General features: G+C 71.9%; 19 protein-coding genes and 1 pseudogene. 13 read left to right on the plus strand and 7 right to left on the minus strand.

What is annotated here, in order from left to right; all coding sequences use genetic code 11:
- Positions 1–181 precede the first annotated feature (181 nt).
- Both CT688_RS04475 and CT688_RS04480 read right to left on the minus strand, forming a co-directional pair.
- Complete coding sequence (locus CT688_RS04475) at positions 182–454, minus strand: acyl-CoA carboxylase subunit epsilon (RefSeq protein WP_309230148.1); 273 nt, start codon at positions 452–454, stop codon at positions 182–184.
- Positions 451–2,100, minus strand: a complete 1,650-nt coding sequence (locus CT688_RS04480) for an acyl-CoA carboxylase subunit beta (protein ID WP_107755922.1) — start codon at positions 2,098–2,100, stop codon at positions 451–453. Before CT688_RS04480 ends, CT688_RS04475 begins: the two co-directional genes overlap by 4 nt.
- 105 nt (positions 2,101–2,205) lie before the next feature.
- Here CT688_RS04480 and CT688_RS04485 point away from each other — a divergent pair, with 105 nt between their 5' ends.
- The 5 genes from CT688_RS04485 (at position 2,206) to CT688_RS04505 (ending at position 6,902) form a co-directional block, all read left to right on the plus strand.
- Positions 2,206–3,084, plus strand: coding sequence for a biotin--[acetyl-CoA-carboxylase] ligase (locus CT688_RS04485; protein WP_107755923.1), 879 nt, complete (start codon positions 2,206–2,208; stop codon positions 3,082–3,084).
- 3 nt (positions 3,085–3,087) lie between these two features.
- Positions 3,088–3,651 (plus strand): PH domain-containing protein, encoded by a 564-nt coding sequence (locus CT688_RS04490; RefSeq protein WP_107755924.1) that lies wholly within the window; start codon positions 3,088–3,090, stop codon positions 3,649–3,651.
- A 22-nt stretch (positions 3,652–3,673) separates the two neighbouring features.
- The gene (locus CT688_RS04495) at positions 3,674–4,960 is read left to right on the plus strand and encodes a 5-(carboxyamino)imidazole ribonucleotide synthase (protein ID WP_107755925.1); all 1,287 of its coding nucleotides are present in this window, start codon (positions 3,674–3,676) and stop codon (positions 4,958–4,960) included.
- 31 nt (positions 4,961–4,991) lie between these two features.
- Positions 4,992–5,504 carry a 5-(carboxyamino)imidazole ribonucleotide mutase gene (gene purE / locus CT688_RS04500; RefSeq protein ID WP_107755926.1) on the plus strand — a complete coding sequence of 171 codons (513 nt, stop codon included), beginning with the start codon at positions 4,992–4,994 and terminating at the stop codon, positions 5,502–5,504.
- A 228-nt stretch (positions 5,505–5,732) separates the two neighbouring features.
- Positions 5,733–6,902 (plus strand): acyl-CoA dehydrogenase family protein, encoded by a 1,170-nt coding sequence (locus tag CT688_RS04505; protein WP_107755927.1) that lies wholly within the window; start codon positions 5,733–5,735, stop codon positions 6,900–6,902.
- On the opposite strand, the gene CT688_RS04510 is transcribed toward CT688_RS04505, so the two are convergent.
- Together CT688_RS04510 and CT688_RS04515 are read right to left on the minus strand one after the other, a co-directional pair.
- Positions 6,877–7,710, minus strand: a complete 834-nt coding sequence (locus tag CT688_RS04510) for a TIGR03089 family protein (RefSeq protein ID WP_234414846.1) — start codon at positions 7,708–7,710, stop codon at positions 6,877–6,879. The two genes, CT688_RS04505 and CT688_RS04510, sit on opposite strands and share 26 nt — an antisense overlap.
- A gap of 52 nt (positions 7,711–7,762) precedes the next feature.
- Complete coding sequence (locus CT688_RS04515) at positions 7,763–9,316, minus strand: LCP family protein (RefSeq protein WP_231750492.1); 1,554 nt, start codon at positions 9,314–9,316, stop codon at positions 7,763–7,765.
- 114 nt (positions 9,317–9,430) lie between these two features.
- Between CT688_RS04515 and CT688_RS04520 the strand changes: the two genes are divergently transcribed.
- Entirely contained in the window at positions 9,431–10,309 is an 879-nt protein-coding gene (locus CT688_RS04520; RefSeq protein ID WP_107755929.1) for a glycosyltransferase family 2 protein, read from the plus strand.
- An 81-nt stretch (positions 10,310–10,390) separates the two neighbouring features.
- Positions 10,391–11,503 carry a sugar phosphate nucleotidyltransferase gene (locus CT688_RS04525; RefSeq protein ID WP_231750493.1) on the plus strand — a complete coding sequence of 371 codons (1,113 nt, stop codon included), beginning with the start codon at positions 10,391–10,393 and terminating at the stop codon, positions 11,501–11,503.
- Positions 11,504–11,508: 5 nt separating this feature from the next.
- Here the strand turns inward: CT688_RS04525 and CT688_RS04530 are convergent, their stop codons facing one another.
- Together CT688_RS04530 and cofD are read right to left on the minus strand one after the other, a co-directional pair.
- Positions 11,509–12,924: a coenzyme F420-0:L-glutamate ligase gene (locus tag CT688_RS04530; protein ID WP_231750494.1), complete on the minus strand. Its 1,416-nt coding sequence runs from the start codon at positions 12,922–12,924 to the stop codon at positions 11,509–11,511.
- Positions 12,921–13,994: a 2-phospho-L-lactate transferase gene (gene cofD / locus CT688_RS04535; protein WP_107758001.1), complete on the minus strand. Its 1,074-nt coding sequence runs from the start codon at positions 13,992–13,994 to the stop codon at positions 12,921–12,923. Before cofD ends, CT688_RS04530 begins: the two co-directional genes overlap by 4 nt.
- Positions 13,995–14,254: 260 nt before the next feature.
- On the opposite strand from cofD, the gene CT688_RS04540 reads away from it, so the two are divergent.
- Complete coding sequence (locus tag CT688_RS04540; protein WP_107755930.1) at positions 14,255–14,566, plus strand: WhiB family transcriptional regulator; 312 nt, start codon at positions 14,255–14,257, stop codon at positions 14,564–14,566.
- A gap of 32 nt (positions 14,567–14,598) precedes the next feature.
- On the opposite strand, the gene CT688_RS04545 is transcribed toward CT688_RS04540, so the two are convergent.
- Positions 14,599–15,051, minus strand: a complete 453-nt coding sequence (locus CT688_RS04545; RefSeq protein ID WP_107758002.1) for a metallopeptidase family protein — start codon at positions 15,049–15,051, stop codon at positions 14,599–14,601.
- 235 nt (positions 15,052–15,286) lie between these two features.
- Between CT688_RS04545 and CT688_RS18055 the strand changes: the two are divergent.
- The 5 genes and pseudogenes from CT688_RS18055 to manA form a co-directional block, all read left to right on the plus strand.
- A pseudogene (locus CT688_RS18055) lies at positions 15,287–15,397 on the plus strand (DUF3499 family protein); the annotation flags it as partial.
- Between the two features lie 14 nt (positions 15,398–15,411).
- Positions 15,412–15,762: a hypothetical protein gene (locus CT688_RS04550; protein WP_370446364.1), complete on the plus strand. Its 351-nt coding sequence runs from the start codon at positions 15,412–15,414 to the stop codon at positions 15,760–15,762.
- A 106-nt stretch (positions 15,763–15,868) separates the two neighbouring features.
- Positions 15,869–17,245 (plus strand): phosphomannomutase/phosphoglucomutase, encoded by a 1,377-nt coding sequence (locus CT688_RS04555; protein ID WP_107758003.1) that lies wholly within the window; start codon positions 15,869–15,871, stop codon positions 17,243–17,245.
- Complete coding sequence (locus CT688_RS04560; protein ID WP_107755931.1) at positions 17,238–18,332, plus strand: hypothetical protein; 1,095 nt, start codon at positions 17,238–17,240, stop codon at positions 18,330–18,332. Before CT688_RS04555 ends, CT688_RS04560 begins: the two co-directional genes overlap by 8 nt.
- A 4-nt stretch (positions 18,333–18,336) precedes the next feature.
- Positions 18,337–19,578, plus strand: coding sequence for a mannose-6-phosphate isomerase, class I (gene manA, locus CT688_RS04565; protein WP_107755932.1), 1,242 nt, complete (start codon positions 18,337–18,339; stop codon positions 19,576–19,578).
- The last annotated feature ends 39 nt before the right edge of the window (positions 19,579–19,617 follow it).

Below are 19,617 nucleotides of genomic sequence, written 5' to 3' on the forward strand. Positions count from 1 at the left end.
GCGTAGCCACGGCCGCGGACCCCCGCGGCGGGGCGACGGTGCGTGTGGCGGCGGGTGGGCGCGGTGGTGAAGGGGTGCGGAAACCGCCGCCGCCCCCACCGCTGCACTCGTGCCGGCGCGTCGGTGCGCGCGGGCGTGCAGGGTCGGGGGCGGCTGTGGGATGTCGCCAGGGGGGCCGGGCTCAGTACTGGCGGCGGTTGAGGAACGACGTGGGGTTGTACCCGAACGGCGGCCGCAGTCGCTCCTCGTAAGACCCCCAGTCGTCCTTGATGCCCGTGGGGAACTCGCCCTCGTGGACGGCGTTGCCCTGCGCGGTCGCCAGGACGGCGGACAGGATGCCGACCTCGACCGCGGTGGGGTTGCCGCGCACGACCCGGAAGAACGGTTCCGCCGGTGCCGTCGTCGCGTCCCCGCCCGCGCCCACCACCGGGTCCTGCTGCTCTGCGGCGGTCACAGCGGGATGTTCCCGTGCTTCTTGGCGGGCACCTCGACGACCTTGCGGTCGAGGAGGCGGAGTGCCTGGGCGACCTGCAGGCGCGTGTGCGACGGCGGGATCACGGCGTCGACGTACCCGCGCTCGGCGGCGACGTACGGGTTGACGAGGGTGTCCTCGTACTCGGCCTGGAGCTTCAGGCGCAGCGCGTCGACGTCCTCGCCGTTGGCCGCCGCCTGCTTGAGCTGGTCGCGGTAGACGAACCCCACGGCCCCCGACGCGCCCATCACCGCGATCTCGGCCGTAGGCCACGCCAGATTGATGTCCGCGCCCATGTGCTTGGAGCCCATGACGTCGTAGGCCCCACCGTAGGCCTTGCGGGTGATCACGGTGACCTTGCCGACGGTGGCCTCACCGTAGGCGTACAGCAGCTTCGCGCCGCGGCGGATGATCCCGTCGAACTCCTGTCCGGTACCCGGGAGGAAGCCGGGGACGTCGACGAGGGTGAGGATGGGGATGTTGAAGGCGTCGCAGGTGCGGACGAAGCGGGCGGCCTTCTCGGACGCCTTGATGTCCAGGCAGCCGGCGAACTGGGTGGGCTGGTTGGCCACCACACCGACGCTGCGGCCCTCGACCCGGCCGAAGCCCACGATCACGTTCATGGCGTACTGCGCCTGGGTCTCGAGGAACTCGCCGTCGTCGACGATGTGCGAGATGACCTCGTGCATGTCGTACGGGCTGTTGGAGGAGTCCGGGATGATCGTGTCCAGCTCGTGGTCGTCCAGGGTGAGGTTGTCCTCGATCGCGCCCTCGATCGGCGGGACCGGGAACCGGGGGGCCTCGGCACGATTGTTGCTGGGGAGGTAGGACAGCAGGTCCTTGACGTAGTCGAGGGCGTCCTGCTCGTCGCTCGCGGTGTAATGGGAGACGCCGGACTTGGTCATGTGGGTGGTGGCGCCCCCCAGTTCCTCCTGGGTGACCTCTTCCCCGGTGACCGTCTTGATGACGTCAGGACCTGTGACGAACATCTGCGAGGTCTTGTCGACCATCACGGTGAAGTCCGTGAGGGCGGGGGAGTAGACGTGGCCGCCGGCGGAGGGGCCCATGATCAGGGACACCTGGGGGATGACCCCGGACGCCTGGACGTTGCGGTGGAAGATCTCGCCGTAGAGACCGAGGGAGACCACACCCTCCTGGATGCGGGCACCGGCGCCGTGGTTGATACCGATCATCGGGCGTCCGGTCTTGAGCGCCAGGTCCATGACCTTGACGATCTTCTCACCGTAGACCTCTCCGAGAGAACCGCCGAAGACGGTGGCGTCCTGCGAGAACACGCAGACGCTGCGGCCGTCGATGGTGCCGTACCCGGTGATGACACCGTCTCCCAGCGGCCGGCGCTCGGCCAGGCCGAACGTCGTGGCGCGGTGGCGGGCGAGGGCGTCGATCTCCACGAACGAACCCGGGTCGAGGAGGTTCTCGATCCTCTCGCGGGCCGTCATCAGACCCTTGTCGTGCATCCTGTCGATCGCGGCCTGTCCCATCGGGGCACGGGCTTCGTCGAGGCGCCGACGCAGTTCGGACAGTTTCCCGGCGGTCGTGTGGATGTCGGGCGTCGCAGCGTCGGTCGGGACGTCGTCACTCACGTCCGGTTCTGAGGCAGTCGTCATGTTGTAAGACTCTAACGACTCGGCCGGATCCGTGACGACGTGACCCGGCATACTGCCCCGCACCGGCGGCGCCGTCGGGCGGGGTTCGGACCTACTCTGGTCCTCGTGCACGCAGACACCGGACCCGGATCCCCGCGCCCACTCGACGCCGACGCCCTCCGGCGTGCGCTGGTCGGGACGCCGGACGCGCCCTACACCTCACTCGAGGTGCTCGAGGAGACCGGCTCGACCAACGCCGAGTCGATCGAGCGTGCGGTACAGGGTGCGGCGGACCGCAGTGTGCTCCTGGCCGAGTACCAGGCCGCCGGTCGGGGACGACTCGGGCGGACGTGGACGGCGCCGCCGCGGACGCAGGTGGCGCTCAGCGTCCTGCTGCGTCCCGGCGCGGTCTCGCCCGCCCTGTTCGGCTGGCTTCCGCTGGTCACGGGGTTGGCCGTTCGCGACGGTCTGGTGACCGCGGGCGGGGTGGACGCCACCCTGAAATGGCCCAACGACGTCCTCGTCGACGGGAGCAAGATCGCGGGGATCCTCTCGGAGATGACGACCGTGCCCGCGGAGGGCGACTTCGACCTCCGACTACCGGCGCTGGTGGTCGGTCTGGGGATCAACGTGACGCTCACCCGGGAACAGCTGCCCATCCCGCACGCCACCTCGCTCGCTCTCGCCGGTGGTGTCACCGACCGCGACGCCGTCGCGCGGGCGGTCCTCGAGGCCCTGGCACGCCGGCACGAACAGTGGCGCGGATGCGAGAGGGGGAGCGGGTCGACCATCTCGGACGAGCTGCTGGCCGAGTACTCGGACGCCTGCTCGACGCTCGGTGCCGAGGTGCGCGTCCTCCTTCCGGGGGACGTCGTCCGGACCGGTCGGGCCGATCGTGTCGACAGGGAAGGCCGCCTCGTCGTCGTCACCCCGGAGGGAGAGGTGGCGGTGGCCGCCGGGGACGTCACCCACGTCCGCCCCGCCGACGACCGGTGGGGCGGCTGACCCGTGGGGTTCGTCCGTTCGGTTCTCGCGTCGGGGGAGACGCTGCTCGTCCACAGTCACCCGCACTGGCGGGCGCTCGTGCGTCCCGGGTTGGTGACGGTGATCGGCGCCGGTCTCGCCGGGATCGCCGGGGGATTCATCGAGACGCAGGTGGTCCACGCCGGCGACCGCGCCGCCACCTGGGCGATGGTGGCCGGGGTCTACCTCCTCGTGGTCCTGCGTTTCGGCCTGTGGCCCGCGCTGCGGTGGGCGCGCACCGATCTGGTGGTGACCGACGAGCGGGTGCTCTACCGGCCGGCGGGGTCGACACGACGGTGTGTCGACGTGCCACTGCGCCGGATCAGTGCGGTGCGGTTCCGGCACACGCTCACCGACCGGGCGCTGGGCACGGGGTGCCTCATCCTCGAGTGCGGGTACCTGCCGCCGGTGGAGATCGACCACGTCCCCGGTGTGGCGCGAGTCCACGCCGCGGTCTACGACGAACTGCTCCGGTTGCCGCCCGTCCCCCCGCCCGGGCCATCCGTCGCCCCGCCGCGCTCCCGCTGGGGCCTGCCGGGGCGTCGGTGACCCGGCGCCCGTACGTGAGAACATGGACCCCGTGAACGACGACTCGCGCATCCGCCGCAATCCACTCGGTTCGCCCGTCGTGGCGATGATCGGGGGTGGCCAGCTCGCCCGCATGACACACCAGTCGGCGGTGGCTCTCGGCCAGACCCTCCGCGTGCTCGCCGCCGACCCGCAGGATCCGGCGGCACAGGTGACGCCCGACGTCGTCATCGGCGCCCACGACGACCCCGACGCGGTCCGCGGTGTCGCGGCCGGCGCCGATGTGATGACCTTCGACCACGAGCACGTCCCCCCGGAGATCCTGGTGGAACTCGAGTCCGCCGGGGTCGCGGTCCGGCCCCGGGCCTCGGCACTCATCCACGCCCAGGACAAGCTGGTCATGCGTCGGGCGCTCGCGGAGATCGGCGCACCCGTCCCGCCGTTCACGGCCGTGGACTCGGTCGAGGACGTGCGGCGCTTCCACGACGAACAACAGGGGCGGATCGTCCTCAAGTCCGCGCGCGGCGGTTACGACGGTCGTGGTGTGTGGATGCCGGAGTCGGTCGAGCAGGCCGAGCGGATCGCGCAGGAGCAGCTGGACGCCGGAGTGCCGATGATGGCCGAGGCGCGGGTGCCGTGGACACGGGAACTCTCCGCGCTCGTCGCGCGGTCGCCGTTCGGCCAGGGTGCGGTGTGGCCCGTGGTGGAGACGGTGCAACGGGACGGCATCTGCGCCGTCGTGGTGGCACCCGCCCCCGGGTTGCCCGACGATCTCCGGTCCGCGGTGCAGGCCACCGCTCTACGCCTGGCGGAGCACCTCGACGTGACCGGGGTGATGGCGGTCGAGCTCTTCGAGGTCATCGGCTCCGACGGTCGCCCGGGAGTGCTGGTGAACGAGTTGGCCATGCGTCCGCACAACTCCGGGCACTGGACCATGGACGGAGCCACCACCAGTCAGTTCGAGCAGCACCTGCGGGCCGTTCTCGACTATCCGCTCGGATCCACCGTCCCGACCGCCCCCGTGACCGTGATGGCCAATGTCCTCGGTGCCGCGGAGACGCCCGAGATGAGCATGGACGAACGGGTCCACCACCTCGGGGCCAGGTTCCCCCACGCCAAGGTCCACCTCTACGGCAAGTCCGAGCGGCCCGGACGCAAGATCGGACATGTCAACGTGCTCGCCGACCCCGGTATCGACCCGGATGACCCCGAGCAGGTGGACACGGTGCGTGCGGTGGCCGAGCACGCCGCCCACTGGCTCTCCCACGGGGAATGGGCTGACGGCTGGGAACCCCACACGGGGCCGCCGGTCGGGGACTTCGACCGCTGACCCCATTTCCTTTCGACGGAGAGGCATCGCAATGACCACACCATCCGGTGGGCCGCAGGTCGGCCTGATCATGGGAAGCGACTCGGACTGGCCGACGATGGAGGCCGCAGCGGAGGCCCTGGCCGAGTTCGGCATCCCCTTCGAGGTGGGGGTGGTCTCGGCGCACCGGACCCCGCAGAAGATGCTGGACTACGCCCGCTCGGCGGCCGGGCGGGGGATCCGGGTGGTGATCGCGGGTGCCGGTGGCGCGGCGCATCTGCCCGGGATGGTCGCCTCCGCGACCGCGCTGCCGGTCATCGGTGTCCCGGTGCCCCTGAAGCACCTCGACGGGATGGACTCGCTGCTGTCCATCGTGCAGATGCCGGCCGGGGTGCCCGTGGCCACCGTGTCGATAGGCGGTGCGCGCAACGCCGGGCTCCTGGCGGTCCGGATCCTCGCCGCCTCCGACGCGGAGCTCCGGTCGCGGATGGAGCGGTTCCAGGCGGATCTGGAGGCGATGGTCGAGCGCAAGGACGCCGCGCTCCGCCAGAGACTGCTCGGCTGAGCCCCGGGGGATCCCGTCCGCCCGAGTCCCGGCGAGTCTGGTCGGCGGGGCCCCGCCGCCCGGGCAAGGGGGACGGTGCCCGACTGGTAACTTGGGTGGTCGGGCGCGGCACGTCAGGCCCCGCGGCGAGAACGGCGGAGAAGTGGCGCCGTCGGGATCGCCGGGAGGTGCCCCGAACGGTGTCCGCCGCGCGATCAACACTGACGATTCCCTCTTGGAGGACCGCACATGTCCGGTAACCCCGACTTCGACCTGTACCAGCCCGCGGAGGAGCACGAGGAGCTCCGCGCGGCGATCCGCGCGCTCTCGGAGAAGGAGATCGAGCCGCACGCCGCGGACGTCGACGAGAACGAGCGGTTCCCGCAGGAGGCGCTCGACGCCCTCAACGCCTCGGGGTTCAACGCGGTCCACGTGCCGGAGGAGTACGGCGGACAGGGCGCTGACTCCGTCGCCGCCTGCATCGTCATCGAAGAGGTCGCGCGCGTCTGCGGTTCCTCGTCGCTGATCCCGGCCGTCAACAAGCTCGGCACCATGGGCCTGATCCTCGCCGGCGACGAGGACCTCAAGCAGAAGGTCCTGCCCGGTATCGCCGAGGGCGCCATGGCCTCCTACGCGCTGTCCGAGCGCGAGGCGGGGTCCGACGCCGCGGCCATGCGCACCCGCGCCCGCCAGGACGGAGACGACTGGATCCTCAACGGGGGCAAGGCGTGGATCACCAACGGCGGCAAGTCCACCTGGTACACCGTCATGGCCGTCACTGACCCGGAGAAGGGGCCCGGCGGGATCTCCGCGTTCATGGTGCACGCGGAGGACGAGGGATTCGGCGTGTCCAAGACCGAGAAGAAGCTCGGGATCAAGGGCTCACCCACCGCGGAGCTGTACTTCGAGAACGTCCGGATCCCCGGTGACCGGATCATCGGCGAGCCGGGCACGGGATTCAAGACCGCGTTGCAGACGCTGGATCACACCCGCCCCACCATCGGTGCCCAGGCCGTGGGTCTGGCGCAGGGCGCGCTCGACGCGGCGATCGCCTACACCAAGGAGCGCAAGCAGTTCGGCAAGGCGATCTCGGACTTCCAGAACACGCAGTTCATGCTGGCCGACATGGCGATGAAGGTCCAGGCCTCGCGTCTGATGGTGTACACCGCCGCCGCCAACGCCGAGCGCGGCAGCGCACCGGGCGGACAGAAGCTGGGCTTCATGGCCGCGGCGTCCAAGACGTTCGCCTCGGACGTCGCGATGGAGGTCACCACCAACGCGGTGCAGCTCTTCGGTGGCGCCGGGTACACCCGTGACTTCCCGGTCGAGCGCATGATGCGCGATGCCAAGATCACCCAGATCTACGAGGGCACCAACCAGATCAACCGCATGGTCATGGCGCGTCAGCTGCTGGCCTGAGCCGGGCGGGCCTGAGCACCGAACCCCGCCGATCCGCCGCTCGCGAGGTCGGATCCGCCACCCCCTCGCGGGGAGCGGATCCGGCGCGTGGGTGGCGGATCTTCTCGTCCGGGGGCGACCGGTCAGAGGGTGAGAGTGGTCCGTTCCGTCGTGGCCACGTCGGCGACGTCGGGCGCATCCGCGTCCGAACCGGTGACGAGGACGGCGGAACCGCCGGAGGCGAAGACCCGGGCGAGCACGGTGAGAGCGTCGGCTCGCTCGCGGCCGGCGACGAGCGCCCGGCCGACCAGTGCCGGGTCCGCCAGGTCCTCCACCGTCTGGCCGTCGAGCGCGGCCTCCCCACGCCCGGAGGGGACGAACGCGTCCGGGTGTATCCGGCACGACTCGGCCAGGTCGATGACCCCCGGGGGACGGCCACGCCCGCCGCGCCCAACGGGCGGCCCATCGGGTCGGTGGTCATGAGCAGTGTCTCGACCTCGGCGGGGTGTCGGTCCACGCCGTCGGCGGTCGTGATCACCGCCACGGCGTCCTCGGCCGGCCCGGTCCGCACCTCGGCCCCGGCCCACCAGGCGCCGAGGAGGACCCCGGCGGTGAGCCAGTGGGCGGGCAGGTCGCACACCACCACGTCCCCGGGCGCGACCGCGACCTCGTCCCGCAGCAGACCGGCGATCTTGGCGGCCCAGTTTGCCGTGGAGACCACGGACAGCTCGATCCGCGAGGGTGCAGCGAGGTCGTAGTGGGTGACCAGGGGCGCACCCGGGTCCGCCGCGAGTAGTGGTTGGAGCACGGTGTCTGCGGCGGTGGTCACGGGGCGTCCTCCGAGAGGTCGGTCGGGGTTCGGTCAGTTCACGGCGGTTCGGTCAGTTCACACAGGGGACGTCCGAGCCGCCGGCGTCGAAGGTCGGACGCTGTGCGATCGAGGGTGGCAGAGGCGCGTAGTCGGTGGTCTCGGGGGAGTAGGACTCGGTCGCGGTGGCATCCCCCGTGGGTCCGCTGTAGTCCTCGGCCAGCACCACGCGGACGGTGCCGGGCGGCACCGCGGGATCCACCTGGACGGGCAGTCCGCCGAGCGCGTCGGAGACCGCGAACGCGGCGGGGTCGTCAGCCGATCCCGCCGCGACGTGTGAGGTGTAGGCGGCGGCGGGATCGGTGAGCAGGTCCCCGACGCCGTACCCGAGTTCGGACAGTGAACCGGAGACCCGGGCGGCGAGCCCGTCGATCGCCGTCGTGTTGACCACCGACACCTCGACGGCCGCCGGGTCGACGCCGGGCGTGTCGGTCGGGGTCTGGTCCTCGTCCGCGTCCTCGGCACTGGCGAATCCGCCGACGAACTCCGCGACCTGGGCGGGGTCGACCGTGACGATGGACTCGCCCCACTCGGTGAAGGAGTCGATGCTGGTCACCGGAATGGTCTCGAACCGGACGTTGCCGCCGCTGATGTCCTGCAGTTTCATCGCGAAGTCGACGAAGTCCCAGTTCTCGTCGATGACGAATGAGCGTCGGGCCGCATCGACGAGGGCTCCGAGCTTCGTCGGGTCCGCGAGGGTGCCCGCGGACAAGGTCTTCTTGACCAGCTGGGACATGAACGCCTGCTGGCGGACGATCCGGTCGAGGTCGCCCGCGGGCAGGTCGTGCCGCTGTCGGACGAAGCTCAGGGCGTCCGAGCCGGACACGGTCTGGACCCCGGCCCGGAAGTTCGCCCCGGAGAGCGGTTCGTCGACGTCCTCGTTCAGACACACCGGGACGCCGCCGACGGCGTCGGTGAGCAGCACGAATCCCAGCAGGCCTATCTCCGCGTAGTGGTCGGCCTGCACGCCGGTGAGATCCCGGATGGTGTTGATCAGCCCGTTGCGGCCGGCCTGGACGGCGTCGCGCTGGTCCTGCTCGGTGACCGCGCCGTCGGGGGCCTCGGCCGAGGCGCGGTCCAGGTAGGCCTGCTTGTACCCGGCGTAGACCCCGTTGATCTTGCTGCCCCCGATCTCCCGGGTCTCCACGTAGACATCCCGCGGAATGGAGATCGCGGTCGCCGAGCTCCCGTCCTCCGGGATCCGGATGAGCAGGATGGTGTCGGTGTTCTCACCCTCGTCCTCACCGGTCCGGATGGTGGCGAGCTCCTCCTGGCTGAGGGCGTTGCCCTGGGCGTCGGTCCGGTTGTCCGTGCCGACCAGGAGGATGTCGACGGCACCGTCGAGCCCGCCGTCCCCCATGTCGAGGCCGCCGGCGGAGGACAGGTCGGAGCTCAGACCGTTGAACAGCGACCAGCCCACACCGGTGACCAGGAGGCAGAAGACGGAGACGAGGGCGGCGAGGGCGCGGGCGATCCGCGACCCCACCGGCCGGGAGGGGGTCGCGTGGCGCCGGCCGCGTCCCGGGGCGGGTGCGCGCCGGGGCGTCGCTGGTACCTCGGCGCTCATCCACCGTCCTTGTCGTCGAATCGGGGACCGCGCGAGGCCGCCGATGATTCCCCCACGGTACCGCGCCGCGCGCCGGGCGACGGAATCGGCGTGCGGCGTCGTAGGGTGTTGCGGGTGACGACCCGACTGCCCGTCGTGACGGTGACCTATTCTCCCGGCGACCATCTGAGCCGGTTCGTGGAGACCCTGCCCGGGTCCACGACCCGGCCGGTGGGGCTGGTGATGGCGGACAACGGCTCCACGGACGGCGCGCCCGAGGCCGCGGCGGCCGCGCACGACTTCGCCGAGTTCCTCCCGACGGGAGGGAACCTGGGGTACGGGACCGCGATCAACCGCGCCGTGACCGAGATCTCCCGGCGACCGGCCGATTTCGACCAGGAGTTCGTGGTGGTCGTCAACCCGGACGTGTGGTTCGAGCCGGGATCGGTGGACGCGCTGCTGGGCGCCGCCGATCGGTGGCCCAGGGCGGCGGCGTTCGGCCCCATGATCGCCGAGACGGACGGGTCCGTGTACCCCTCGGCCCGCGCCGTGCCGAGCCTCGGCGCCGGGATCGGTCACGCGCTGCTGGGCCCGGTGTGGCCGGGCAACCCGTGGACCGCCCGCTACCTCGATGACGCCGACATGGATTCCGAGCGGACCGCGGGGTGGTTGTCCGGGTCGTGTCTGCTGCTGCGGCGAGAGGCCTTCGACGCCGTGGGAGGGTTCGATGAGCGCTACTTCATGTACCTGGAGGACGTGGACCTGGGGGACCGGCTGGGGCGCGCCGGGTGGCAGTCCGTCTACGTGCCGTCGTCGGTGATCCACCACGACCAGGGCCACGCGGCCAGGACCGTGCCGGAGTTCACCCTCAGGGCGCATCACCGCAGCGCGTACCTGTTCCAGGCGGACAGGCATCCGCACGCCTGGCAGGCCCCGTTACGCTGGGCCCTCCGCGTGGGTCTCGCGCTACGGTGCCGACTCGCGATCCGATCCGCCCGGCGTGGCCTTCGCTGACGCGGACGACGAGACCATCCACCGGCCCGGACGGGCCGCGCCAGCGCGCGGCCCGGGGGCCACGACATCGGGAGCAGGACTGTGACCTCGACGACCCCCTCCGGCGCCGCGCCGCGCGATCTGATCCCAGACACCGAGGCGGTGGTCCTGGTGGGCGGGAAGGGGACCCGCCTGCGCCCACTGACGATCTCGGCGCCCAAGCCCATGCTGCCCACGGCCGGCGTGCCCTTCCTCACCCATCTGCTGTCGAGGATCCGGGCGGCGGGCATCCGGCGGGTGGTGTTGGGTACGTCGTTCAAAGCCGAGGTGTTCGAGGAGCATTTCGGTGACGGGTCCGACCTCGACCTGGAACTGACGTACGTGGTGGAGACCGAGCCGCTGGGGACGGGCGGCGGCATCCGCAACGTTCTGGACGAGCTCACCGCATCGACGATCATGGTGTTCAACGGCGACGTGCTGGGCGGTACCGATCTCACCCGGATCCTCGACCTGCACCACGCCAGGAACGCGGACCTGACGATGCACCTTGTCCGCGTCTCCGATCCCCGTGCGTTCGGTTGTGTGCCGACCGATGACGACGGCCGGGTCCTGGAGTTCCTGGAGAAGACGCAGGACCCGCCGACCGATCAGATCAACGCCGGCTGCTACGTCTTCCGGCGTGAACTGATCGCGCAGATCCCCGAGGGCGTCCCCGTCTCGGTGGAGCGCGAGACCTTCCCGCAGCTGCTCGCCGAGGGCAAGCGGGTCTACGGTTTCGTCGACTCGGCGTACTGGCGGGACATGGGCACGCCCGAGGACTTCGTCCGCGGGTCCTCGGACCTCGTCCGCGGCATCGCGCCGTCGCCTGCACTCGAGAGTCATCACGGCGAGGCGCTCGTCCACGAGGGTGCGGGGGTCGGCGCCGGGGCGGTCCTCATCGGGGGAACCGTGGTCGGTCGCGGCGCCGAGATCGGGGCCGGAGCCCGGCTGGACGGCGCCGTGGTCTTCGACGGCGCCCGTATCGAGGCCGGGGCGACGGTCGAACGGTCGATCATCGGCTTCGGCGCGCGCATCGGCCACCGGGCGCTGATCCGCGACGGGGTGATCGGCGACGGCGCCGACATCGGTGCGCGTTGCGAACTGCTGCGCGGGGCCCGGGTGTGGCCCGGGGTCGTGATCCCCGACGGCGGGATCCGCTACTCCACGGACATGTAGCTCCGCTACTCGACGGACAGGAAACCGTCCCCGGCCGGGCGCGGGGCCCGGGGGGCGACCGGGTCGGCCGGGACCCCCACGGCCACCGCCCCGAGGGGTCGCCAGGACGCGGGCAGGGCGAGCTCACGGCGCGTGGTGTCGGCGGCGAAGATGGTCGAGCCCACCCAGCAGGATCCCAGTCCGCGTGCGGCGAGGGAGACCAGCAGCGACTGGACGGCGGCGCCACCGGCCACGGTGAACATGGTCTCCTCGCAGGCCCTGCGCCGAGGGTCCGGGTAGGCGTGGGCGCCGGCGGAGTCGTCGACGAACGGCACGATGAGCTCGGGGCAGGTGCGTAGGAGGTCGCCGCGGGCGAGGCGGCGGGCCAGGATGTCGCCTGAGTGTCCGTCCGCCCGCAGGTCCGCCTCCCAGTCCGCGCGGAGTGCGTCGAGCAACCGGTGACGCGCGGCGCCGGAGACGCGGACGAACCTCACGGGCGTGCTGTGGTGCGGAGCGGGCGCGGTGAGCGCGTCGGCCACCGCGTCGGCGAGCACCTCCGCGGGGACGGGCTCGTCGGTGAACCGTCGGACCGAGCGACGGCCGGGCACGGCCTCGCGCCGGCCCTGCGCCAACGCTTCCGCGGTGCCCAGCCTGAACAGGTCCGACCCGCTGTCCCGGATGAGGTCGCGGGCCCGTCTCGGGGTATCGGTCCCGTCGTCGTCATCCACCAGCAGGTGCCCCACCCCCCGCACCACCGCGACGGGACGGGCGCCCAGCTTCCCCTTGACCAGGTCCGCCGCTGCGGCGATCTCGTCGGCGACGGCGACGTCGGTGACGAACAGTTCGTTGCCCTGGCGGTCCACTGCTCCGTCGTAACCGACGGAGACGCGCAGGCCGGCGGCTCCGATCGCCACGTCGGTCTGACCGGTCCGCCAGGCGCGGCCCATGGTGTCGGTCACGACCACTCCCACGCGCACTCCGGTCAGTCGGTGGAGGTCCCGGGCGAGGGCGGCGGCGGAGCCGTCGGGGTCCTCTGGGAGCAGGGCGAGCTCGCGGGACTCCACGTTGGAGCCGTCGACCCCGGCGGCGGCCTGGACGATGCCCAGTCGGTTCTCGGTGATCAGGGTCCGGTTGACCCGTGCCACCACCCGCACCGACTCCTCGTCGACGAGGCGGCGGCGCAGGGCGTCCCGTTCGTCGGGGTCGGTGGGGGCGGGCACGATGCGCCCCTCCGTCTTGGACAGCACCTTGGAGGTGAGCACCACGACGTCGCCGTCGGTCAGACCGTTCGGGTGACCGGTGAGCGCTCCGGCGAGGATCCGGGCGAGGTCGTCGCCCGGTCGGAACTCCGGTAGTCCGTCCGGCGCCCACAGTCGGATGTCGGACGGGGCGGCGTGCTCGCCCGCCCACCGCCGGATCTCGGGGACGGCGTCGTCGGTCATCGCCCCGACCGCACGGGGATCTCGAGCCCGGCCAGGTCGATGGCGGTGGCCACCATCTGAGCGGTGGCGTCCGGGTCGGTCATGAGCAGCGGCGCCTCGCGGACGGCGATACCGTCCACCTCGCCGTCCCCGGCACCGCCGGCCGGTCCGTCGCCGGGGGCCACCAGCCACCCGTCGAGCAACCCCGTACCGGACCTGGCCCCGAAGTGGCGGGCCACGGCGAGGGCGGAGGTCTCGACCCCGATCGCGGTGAGGCACGCATCGGCCATCCCGCGCAGCACCGCGCCCCCGATCACGGGGCTGACCCCCACCACCGGCGCGGAGGTGGACCGCAGCGCGGCCCGGATCCCGGGGACGGCGAGAATCGCGCCGACGGAGACCACGGGGTTGGAGGGGGCGACGACGACGAGGTCGGCTTCCGCGATGGCCTCGAGGGTCTCCGGGGTGGGCCGGGCCGCCTCGGCGCCGATCTGCACGAACGCCGAGGCCGGCAGCTGCGCCCGGTGGCGGACCCACCACTCCTGGAAGTGGATCGCCCGCTCGCCGGAACCCTGCTCGTCGTCGGGGCCGCCGGGGACCACGACGTGAGTCTCACAGCGGTCGTCGGTCACCGGCAGCAGACGGACGCCGGGCGACCAGCGGGTGCACAACGCCTCGGTGATGTCGGTCAACCGATACCCGGCCCCCAGCATCTGCGTACGGACCAGGTGCGTGGCCAGGTCCTTGTCCCCGAGACCGAACCAGTCGGGCTGGACGCCGTAGGCGGCGAGTTCATCGCGGCAGTTCCACGTCTCGCCCGCGTGACCCCACCCGCGATCGGGATCGATGCCCCCGCCGAGGGTGTACATGCAGGTGTCGAGGTCGGGGCATATCCGGACACCGTGCATCCACGCGTCGTCCCCGACGTTGACCACCGCGTCGAGGCGGTGTGTGGGGGCGGCGTGGTGGGGATCGGCCTCCCGTCCCGGCGTGCCCCGACCTGCCGGGGCAGGGTCCAGTCCGAGAAGGCGACGTGCGCCGAGCAGGAAACGGGCGCCACCGACGCCACCGGCCACTACACAGATCCTCACGTCGACCAAGCGTAGTGACGGGGTCGCGGCGCGGGCAGGGCGGCCGGGCGTTCCGGGCGACCACCCCGATCCGAGGGTGTTCCACGCCACACCAGATCCGGCGTGTCACTGCCGCGCGCGGCGCACGGAAATGCTAGGTATCCCCGAATTCGCTTGACCTGGACGACTCGCATGTGTGTAATCACAGGTGTGTCATTCGTATCTGAGCGGCACGCGGGGCCGGGCAGACGCACGAGCGACGAGCAACGTAACACGAGGGGATGACCGTGGATCGACAGTCACGCACCGCAGCGGGACCCGAACTGGCCCTGGTCGACCTCGGAACCGGCGCGCTCTTCGCGGAGGACGAGGAGGAGAGCTGGCAGGAGCGGGCACTGTGTTCGCAGACCGATCCTGAAGCCTTCTTCCCGGAGAAGGGCGGCTCGACCCGCGAGGCCAAGAAGATCTGCACGGGATGCGAGGTCAAGGCAGAGTGCCTGGAGTACGCCCTGGCCAACGACGAGCGATTCGGCATCTGGGGTGGACTGTCGGAGCGCGAACGTCGTCGGATCAAGCGTGACGCCGTGATGTGAGGGTGACAGTGATGTGATCCTGCCCGGGCGGGTCACTCCTCGCCGGGGCCGGCCTCCACGTCGTCGGGGGAGATCTCCAGATGCTGTGAGACCAGTTCCACCAGCACGGAGTAGATGAGGTCGCGGAGGTCGTCCCCACCCGGCGCGCGGCGGGTGAGCGGTCTGCGGAACAGGACCAACCGGGCCCGCGTGGGCTGGCCGGCTCGGTCGACGCCCGCCGGGACCAGGCGGGCGAGCGGGACCAGGCCGTCCGCCACCACTTCTTCGGGCCACGTCTCGCCCGGCTTCAACCGCATCCGCGGCACCATGTCCACGGCGAGGTCCAGGTGCACCAGTCGGGAATGCCAGTGCTGGTCGATCTCGGCGAACGCCTCGAGCGCAGCGGCGTCGAACTCGGCGGCACGGCTGCGCCACCGGGGGACCTCCGGGGGCAGGATCGGGCCGCGCGGCCCGTGCCCCCGTCGCGCGGCACGCCGGGAGGTCACCACTCGCGGGCCACGGCGTCCGGGATCCCCCGGGAAGTCCCGGACGGAGATCCGGCTGCCCGAGCACACGTCGTTCTGTCCGGCGCCCGGGATCGCGTTCCCGGTGGGCGGCCGGCCGGGGGTCGGTCCGTGTGGGGTCATGAGGCGAGGGTAGCCGCCGCCTCCGACAGCCCGGGGCACCGCGGCGGCGGGTCGCGGCGCACGCGGCGGCCCGACGGGACTACGCTGGGGTCTCGTGAGTGAGAACCGTCGTTGCTGCCGCCCGGGATGCCCCAATCGTGCGGTCGCCACGCTCACCTATGTCTACGCCGACTCGACGGCCGTCGTCGGACCGCTCCCGGCGATCCCGGAGCCCCACTCGTGGGACCTGTGCGCGGCGCACGCCCTGCGCATCACCGCCCCCGGGGCTGGGATCTGGTCCGCCATCCCGACATCGACGTCTCGGCGGAGGATTCCGATCTCACCGCGTTGCTGGACGCCGTCGCCGGCGGCCCCGTCGGCGGGCGGCGGGCGGGGGTCGCGCTCGTGGACGCCGACCGCCTGCGGCGGCTGGGGGTCTCGGACCCCACCCCGGTGCTCGCCGAGGAGCCGGTCGAGCCCTCCGGTTCCCGCCCCCACCTGCGGGTCGTCCCGAACGCGAACGACCCTGTCGACTCCCCGTCCGCGGAGCCCGCCGACGGCGCCCGGGAGTCGGACCCGGAGCTCGGCTGACCGGCTGCCGGCCGCCCCCGACCGCGAGGCGCGGGCCGGGTGGGAATGCGGCGGGTAGGGTCGACGGATGACACCGTCCGACCGCCTCTCATCCCTGGAGCAGCACGTGCCACGCACCGCCGAGTCCGTCCGAGCAGTCATCAAGGCCTACGACGTACGCGGCGTCGTGGGTGAGCAGATCGACGAGGATTTCGTCCGCGAGGTCGGCGCGTCGTTCGCCCGGCTGATGCGCTCCGAGGGGTCGGGCACCGTCGTGGTGGGCCATGACATGCGGGACTCCTCCCCGGCGCTGTCCAGGGCGTTCGGCGACGGCGTCACGTCCCAGGGGCTCGACGTGGTGACGATCGGCCTCGCCTCGACCGATCAGCTCTACTACGCCTCCGGGATGCTCGACTGCCCGGGCGCCATGTTCACCGCCAGTCACAACCCGGCCCGCTACAACGGGATCAAACTCTGCCGGGCGGGCGCCAAGCCGGTCGGTCAGGAGTCCGGCCTCCGCACGATCGCCGACGAGCTCGTCGAGGGTGTACCCGCGTACGACGGTGACGCCGGCACGGTCTCCGAGCGTGATGTCCTGGACGGGTACGGCGGGTACCTGCGTGACCTGGTCGACCTCTCGGGCATCCGACGTCTCAAGGTGGCGGTCGACGCCGGCAACGGGATGGGTGGCCACACCGTGCCCGCGGTCCTCAGCGGCCTACCACTGGAGATCGTGCCCCTGTACTTCGAGCTCGACGGCAACTTCCCCAATCACGAGGCCAACCCCCTCGAGCCGGCCAATCTGGTCGACCTCCAGGCGTTGGTCCGGGAGAGCGGAGCGGACATCGGCCTCGCCTTCGACGGCGACGCGGACCGCTGCTTCGTGGTGGACGAGCGGGGTGAGCCGGTCGCCCCGTCGGCCATCACCGCGCTGGTGGCCGGGCGTGAACTCGACAAGGAGCCCGGCGCGTCCATCATCTACAACCTCATCACCTCCCGGGCCGTCCCCGAGCTGGTCGAGGAGAAGGGCGGCGTGGCGGTCCGGACCCGCGTCGGTCACAGCTTCATCAAGGCGCAGATGGCCGACACCGGTGCCGTCTTCGGCGGTGAGCACTCGGCGCACTACTACTTCCGCGACTTCTGGGGCGCCGACTCGGGGATGCTCGCCGCGATGCACACCCTCGCCGCGCTGGGGGAACAGGACGCCCCGCTCTCGCAGGTGATGGCGGAGTACACCCGGTACGCCGCGTCGGGGGAGATCAACTCGACCCTGGACTCCGCGGAGGCGCAGGTGGCCCGCATGGAGGAGGTCGTCGACGCGTTCGCCGGTCGCGCCGTGTCGGTCGACCGCCTCGACGGCGTCACGGTCGACCTCGGGGACGGCGCGTGGTTCAACCTCCGGGCCTCGAACACCGAACCGCTGCTGCGTCTCAACGCGGAGGCGCCCACCAGGGAGGGCGTCGCCGCAGTCGTCGACGAGGTCCTCGCGATCGTCCGTGCCTGACCTCACCAGCGACACGGGGGCGGGCCGGGTCGATCTGGACGACGCCGAGGCCCTCCGCTCGTCCGACGCCACCGGCGCACTGCTCCACGCGTCGATGGCCGGTGCCCAACTCCGGTCGGTCGCGACCGCCGTGGACGCCGGGGCCCTGGAGGGCCTGGTGGGGTTCCGGCCGCGGTCACTCGTCTGGGTCACCGGGCGGTCGGCCCGGGCCCGCCAGGCCGCCCGGGTGGTCGCCGCTCTCTGCGAGACCGTCGGCGGGGCCGCGGTTCCGCCACTCGTCCACGCCCACGCCCTGCCCACCTGGGTCGGGGCACTGGATGTCGTCCTGGTCTCGGGCGACGACGCCGGGGACCGTGACCTCGCGTCGGCCGTCGACTCCGCCGCCCACAGGGGCGCCGTCGTCGTGGTGGACGTGCCGAAGGAAGGACCCGTGGGCGAGTCGGGAGGGGGCCGCGCCGTCTGGCTCTCCCCGCTCCCGTACCTCCCGCCGCACCGGGGGGTCCTGCACCACCTGGCCGCGGGGATGGCGGTCCTCACCGCCCTCGGCGTGCCGGGACTGGACGTCGGCGTGGCCGCGGACGTCGTCGACGTCGAACTCGAGGGTCTGGGGCCCGATCTCGCGACCCCGGTCAACCCGGCCAAGCTCCTCGCCACCGCCGTCTCCGGCTCGGACCCGCTCGTGTGGATCCACGCCGATCCGGTCTCGGCGGCGTACTGCGACCGTGCGGTGGCGGCGTTCTGCGACGCCGGCAGGGTCACGGCGGCCTCCTCCGTCGCGGACGCGGTCCGGTCCCAGGCCGAGCGTGCCCGAGGCCTGCCCGCCGTGGACCCCCTCGCGAGTCTGTTCCACGATGACGAGTTGGACGGTGAGCGCGAGCACAGGACGATCCGACACCTCGGTATGGTGTTGAGCGCGGACGAGGAGTTCGTCCGCGTGACCGCGGGTCCGCTCGTGGACGTCGAGTGGATCTCCGATCGCGGTCGGGACACGCTCGGCGCCGCACCGGCCCCGTTGAGCGGAAGGGTGGCCGCGCTCATGGCACGGACAGAGCTTTCCGCCGCGTATTACCTGGTGGGGGGGCTCTAGACCCGTGGTGGCTCTCAGCCCGGTCGTCCAGGCGTACGCGTGGGGATCCCGGACCGCGCTCCCCGAGTTGTGCGGGACGCTCTCCCCGGCACCGCACCCGGTCGCCGAGCACTGGTTCGGTGCCCACGACTCCGGCTCGTCGCTCTGCGCGGACGGGCGGGGGTTGGACGCACGGATCGCCGCAGACCCCGAGGGTGAACTCGGTGCCCGGGTGGCCGCGCAGCACGGCGGAGGGTTGCCGTTCCTCGTCAAACTCCTGTCCGCCGAGCAGGCGCTCTCGCTGCAGGCACATCCGTCCCCGGAGCGGGCGAGAGAGGGGTTCGCCGCGGAGGACGCGCGGGGGATCGCCCTGCACGCACCGGATCGCAACTACCGCGACACCAACCACAAGCCCGAGATCCTGGTGGCCCTGACCGAGTTCCACGCGCTGGTGGGATTCCGTCCCGTGGCCCGGACCGTGGAGTTGTTGGACGCGTTGGACGTCTCCGCGCTGCGCCCCTACCGCGCGATGTTGGACGGACAGCCGGACGCCGAGGGCCTGCGCGCCGTGTTCACCACCTTCGTGACGATGCCGCACTCTGCGCTGGCGACGGTGGTGGCGGACCTCGTCACCGGGGCCGTCGACTACCTCACGGTGGAAGGCGTCGCCGGGCGGTGGTCGCACGAGGCCACGACCGTGGTGGAACTGGCCGAGCGCTACCCCACGGACCCGGGGGTCCTGGGTGCCCTGCTGCTCAACAGGGTGGTGCTCCTCCCGGGGGAGGCCGTGTACCTGGGACCAGGTCAGCTCCACGCCTATCTCCGCGGGGTGGGGGTGGAGGTGATGGCCAACTCGGACAACGTTCTGCGCGGGGGGCTGACGCCCAAGCACGTCGACGTCCCGGAGCTGATGCGCGTGCTCGCGTTCGACCCGCTGGTGGACCCCACGGTCCGCCCGGTCCGGGCAGACCGCGGGATACCGGGGGAGATGGACTACCCCACGCCGGAGCCGGACTTCGCGCTCTCGCGCATCGAGCTCCCCGCCGCCTCCGGTCCCGTCGGCTATCCCACAGACGGGCCGGAGATCCTGTTGTGCACCTCCGGGCGAGTGCGCGTGGCGGAGAACGGGACCACGGAGACACTGGGGCCCGGCCACGCGGTGTGGGTGCCCGCCTCGACTCCGGAGGTCGTGCTGGAGGCCGTGGACGGGGCGACCGTCTTCCGCACCCGTGTCGGAGATCCGGCGACGGGGACGCCGCACCGGTAGAGCGCCCCGCTACTGTGGTGCGGGAGTCTTTCCACGAAT

Source organism: Dietzia sp. JS16-p6b, from assembly GCF_003052165.1.
Classification (GTDB): Bacteria; Actinomycetota; Actinomycetes; order Mycobacteriales; family Mycobacteriaceae; genus Dietzia.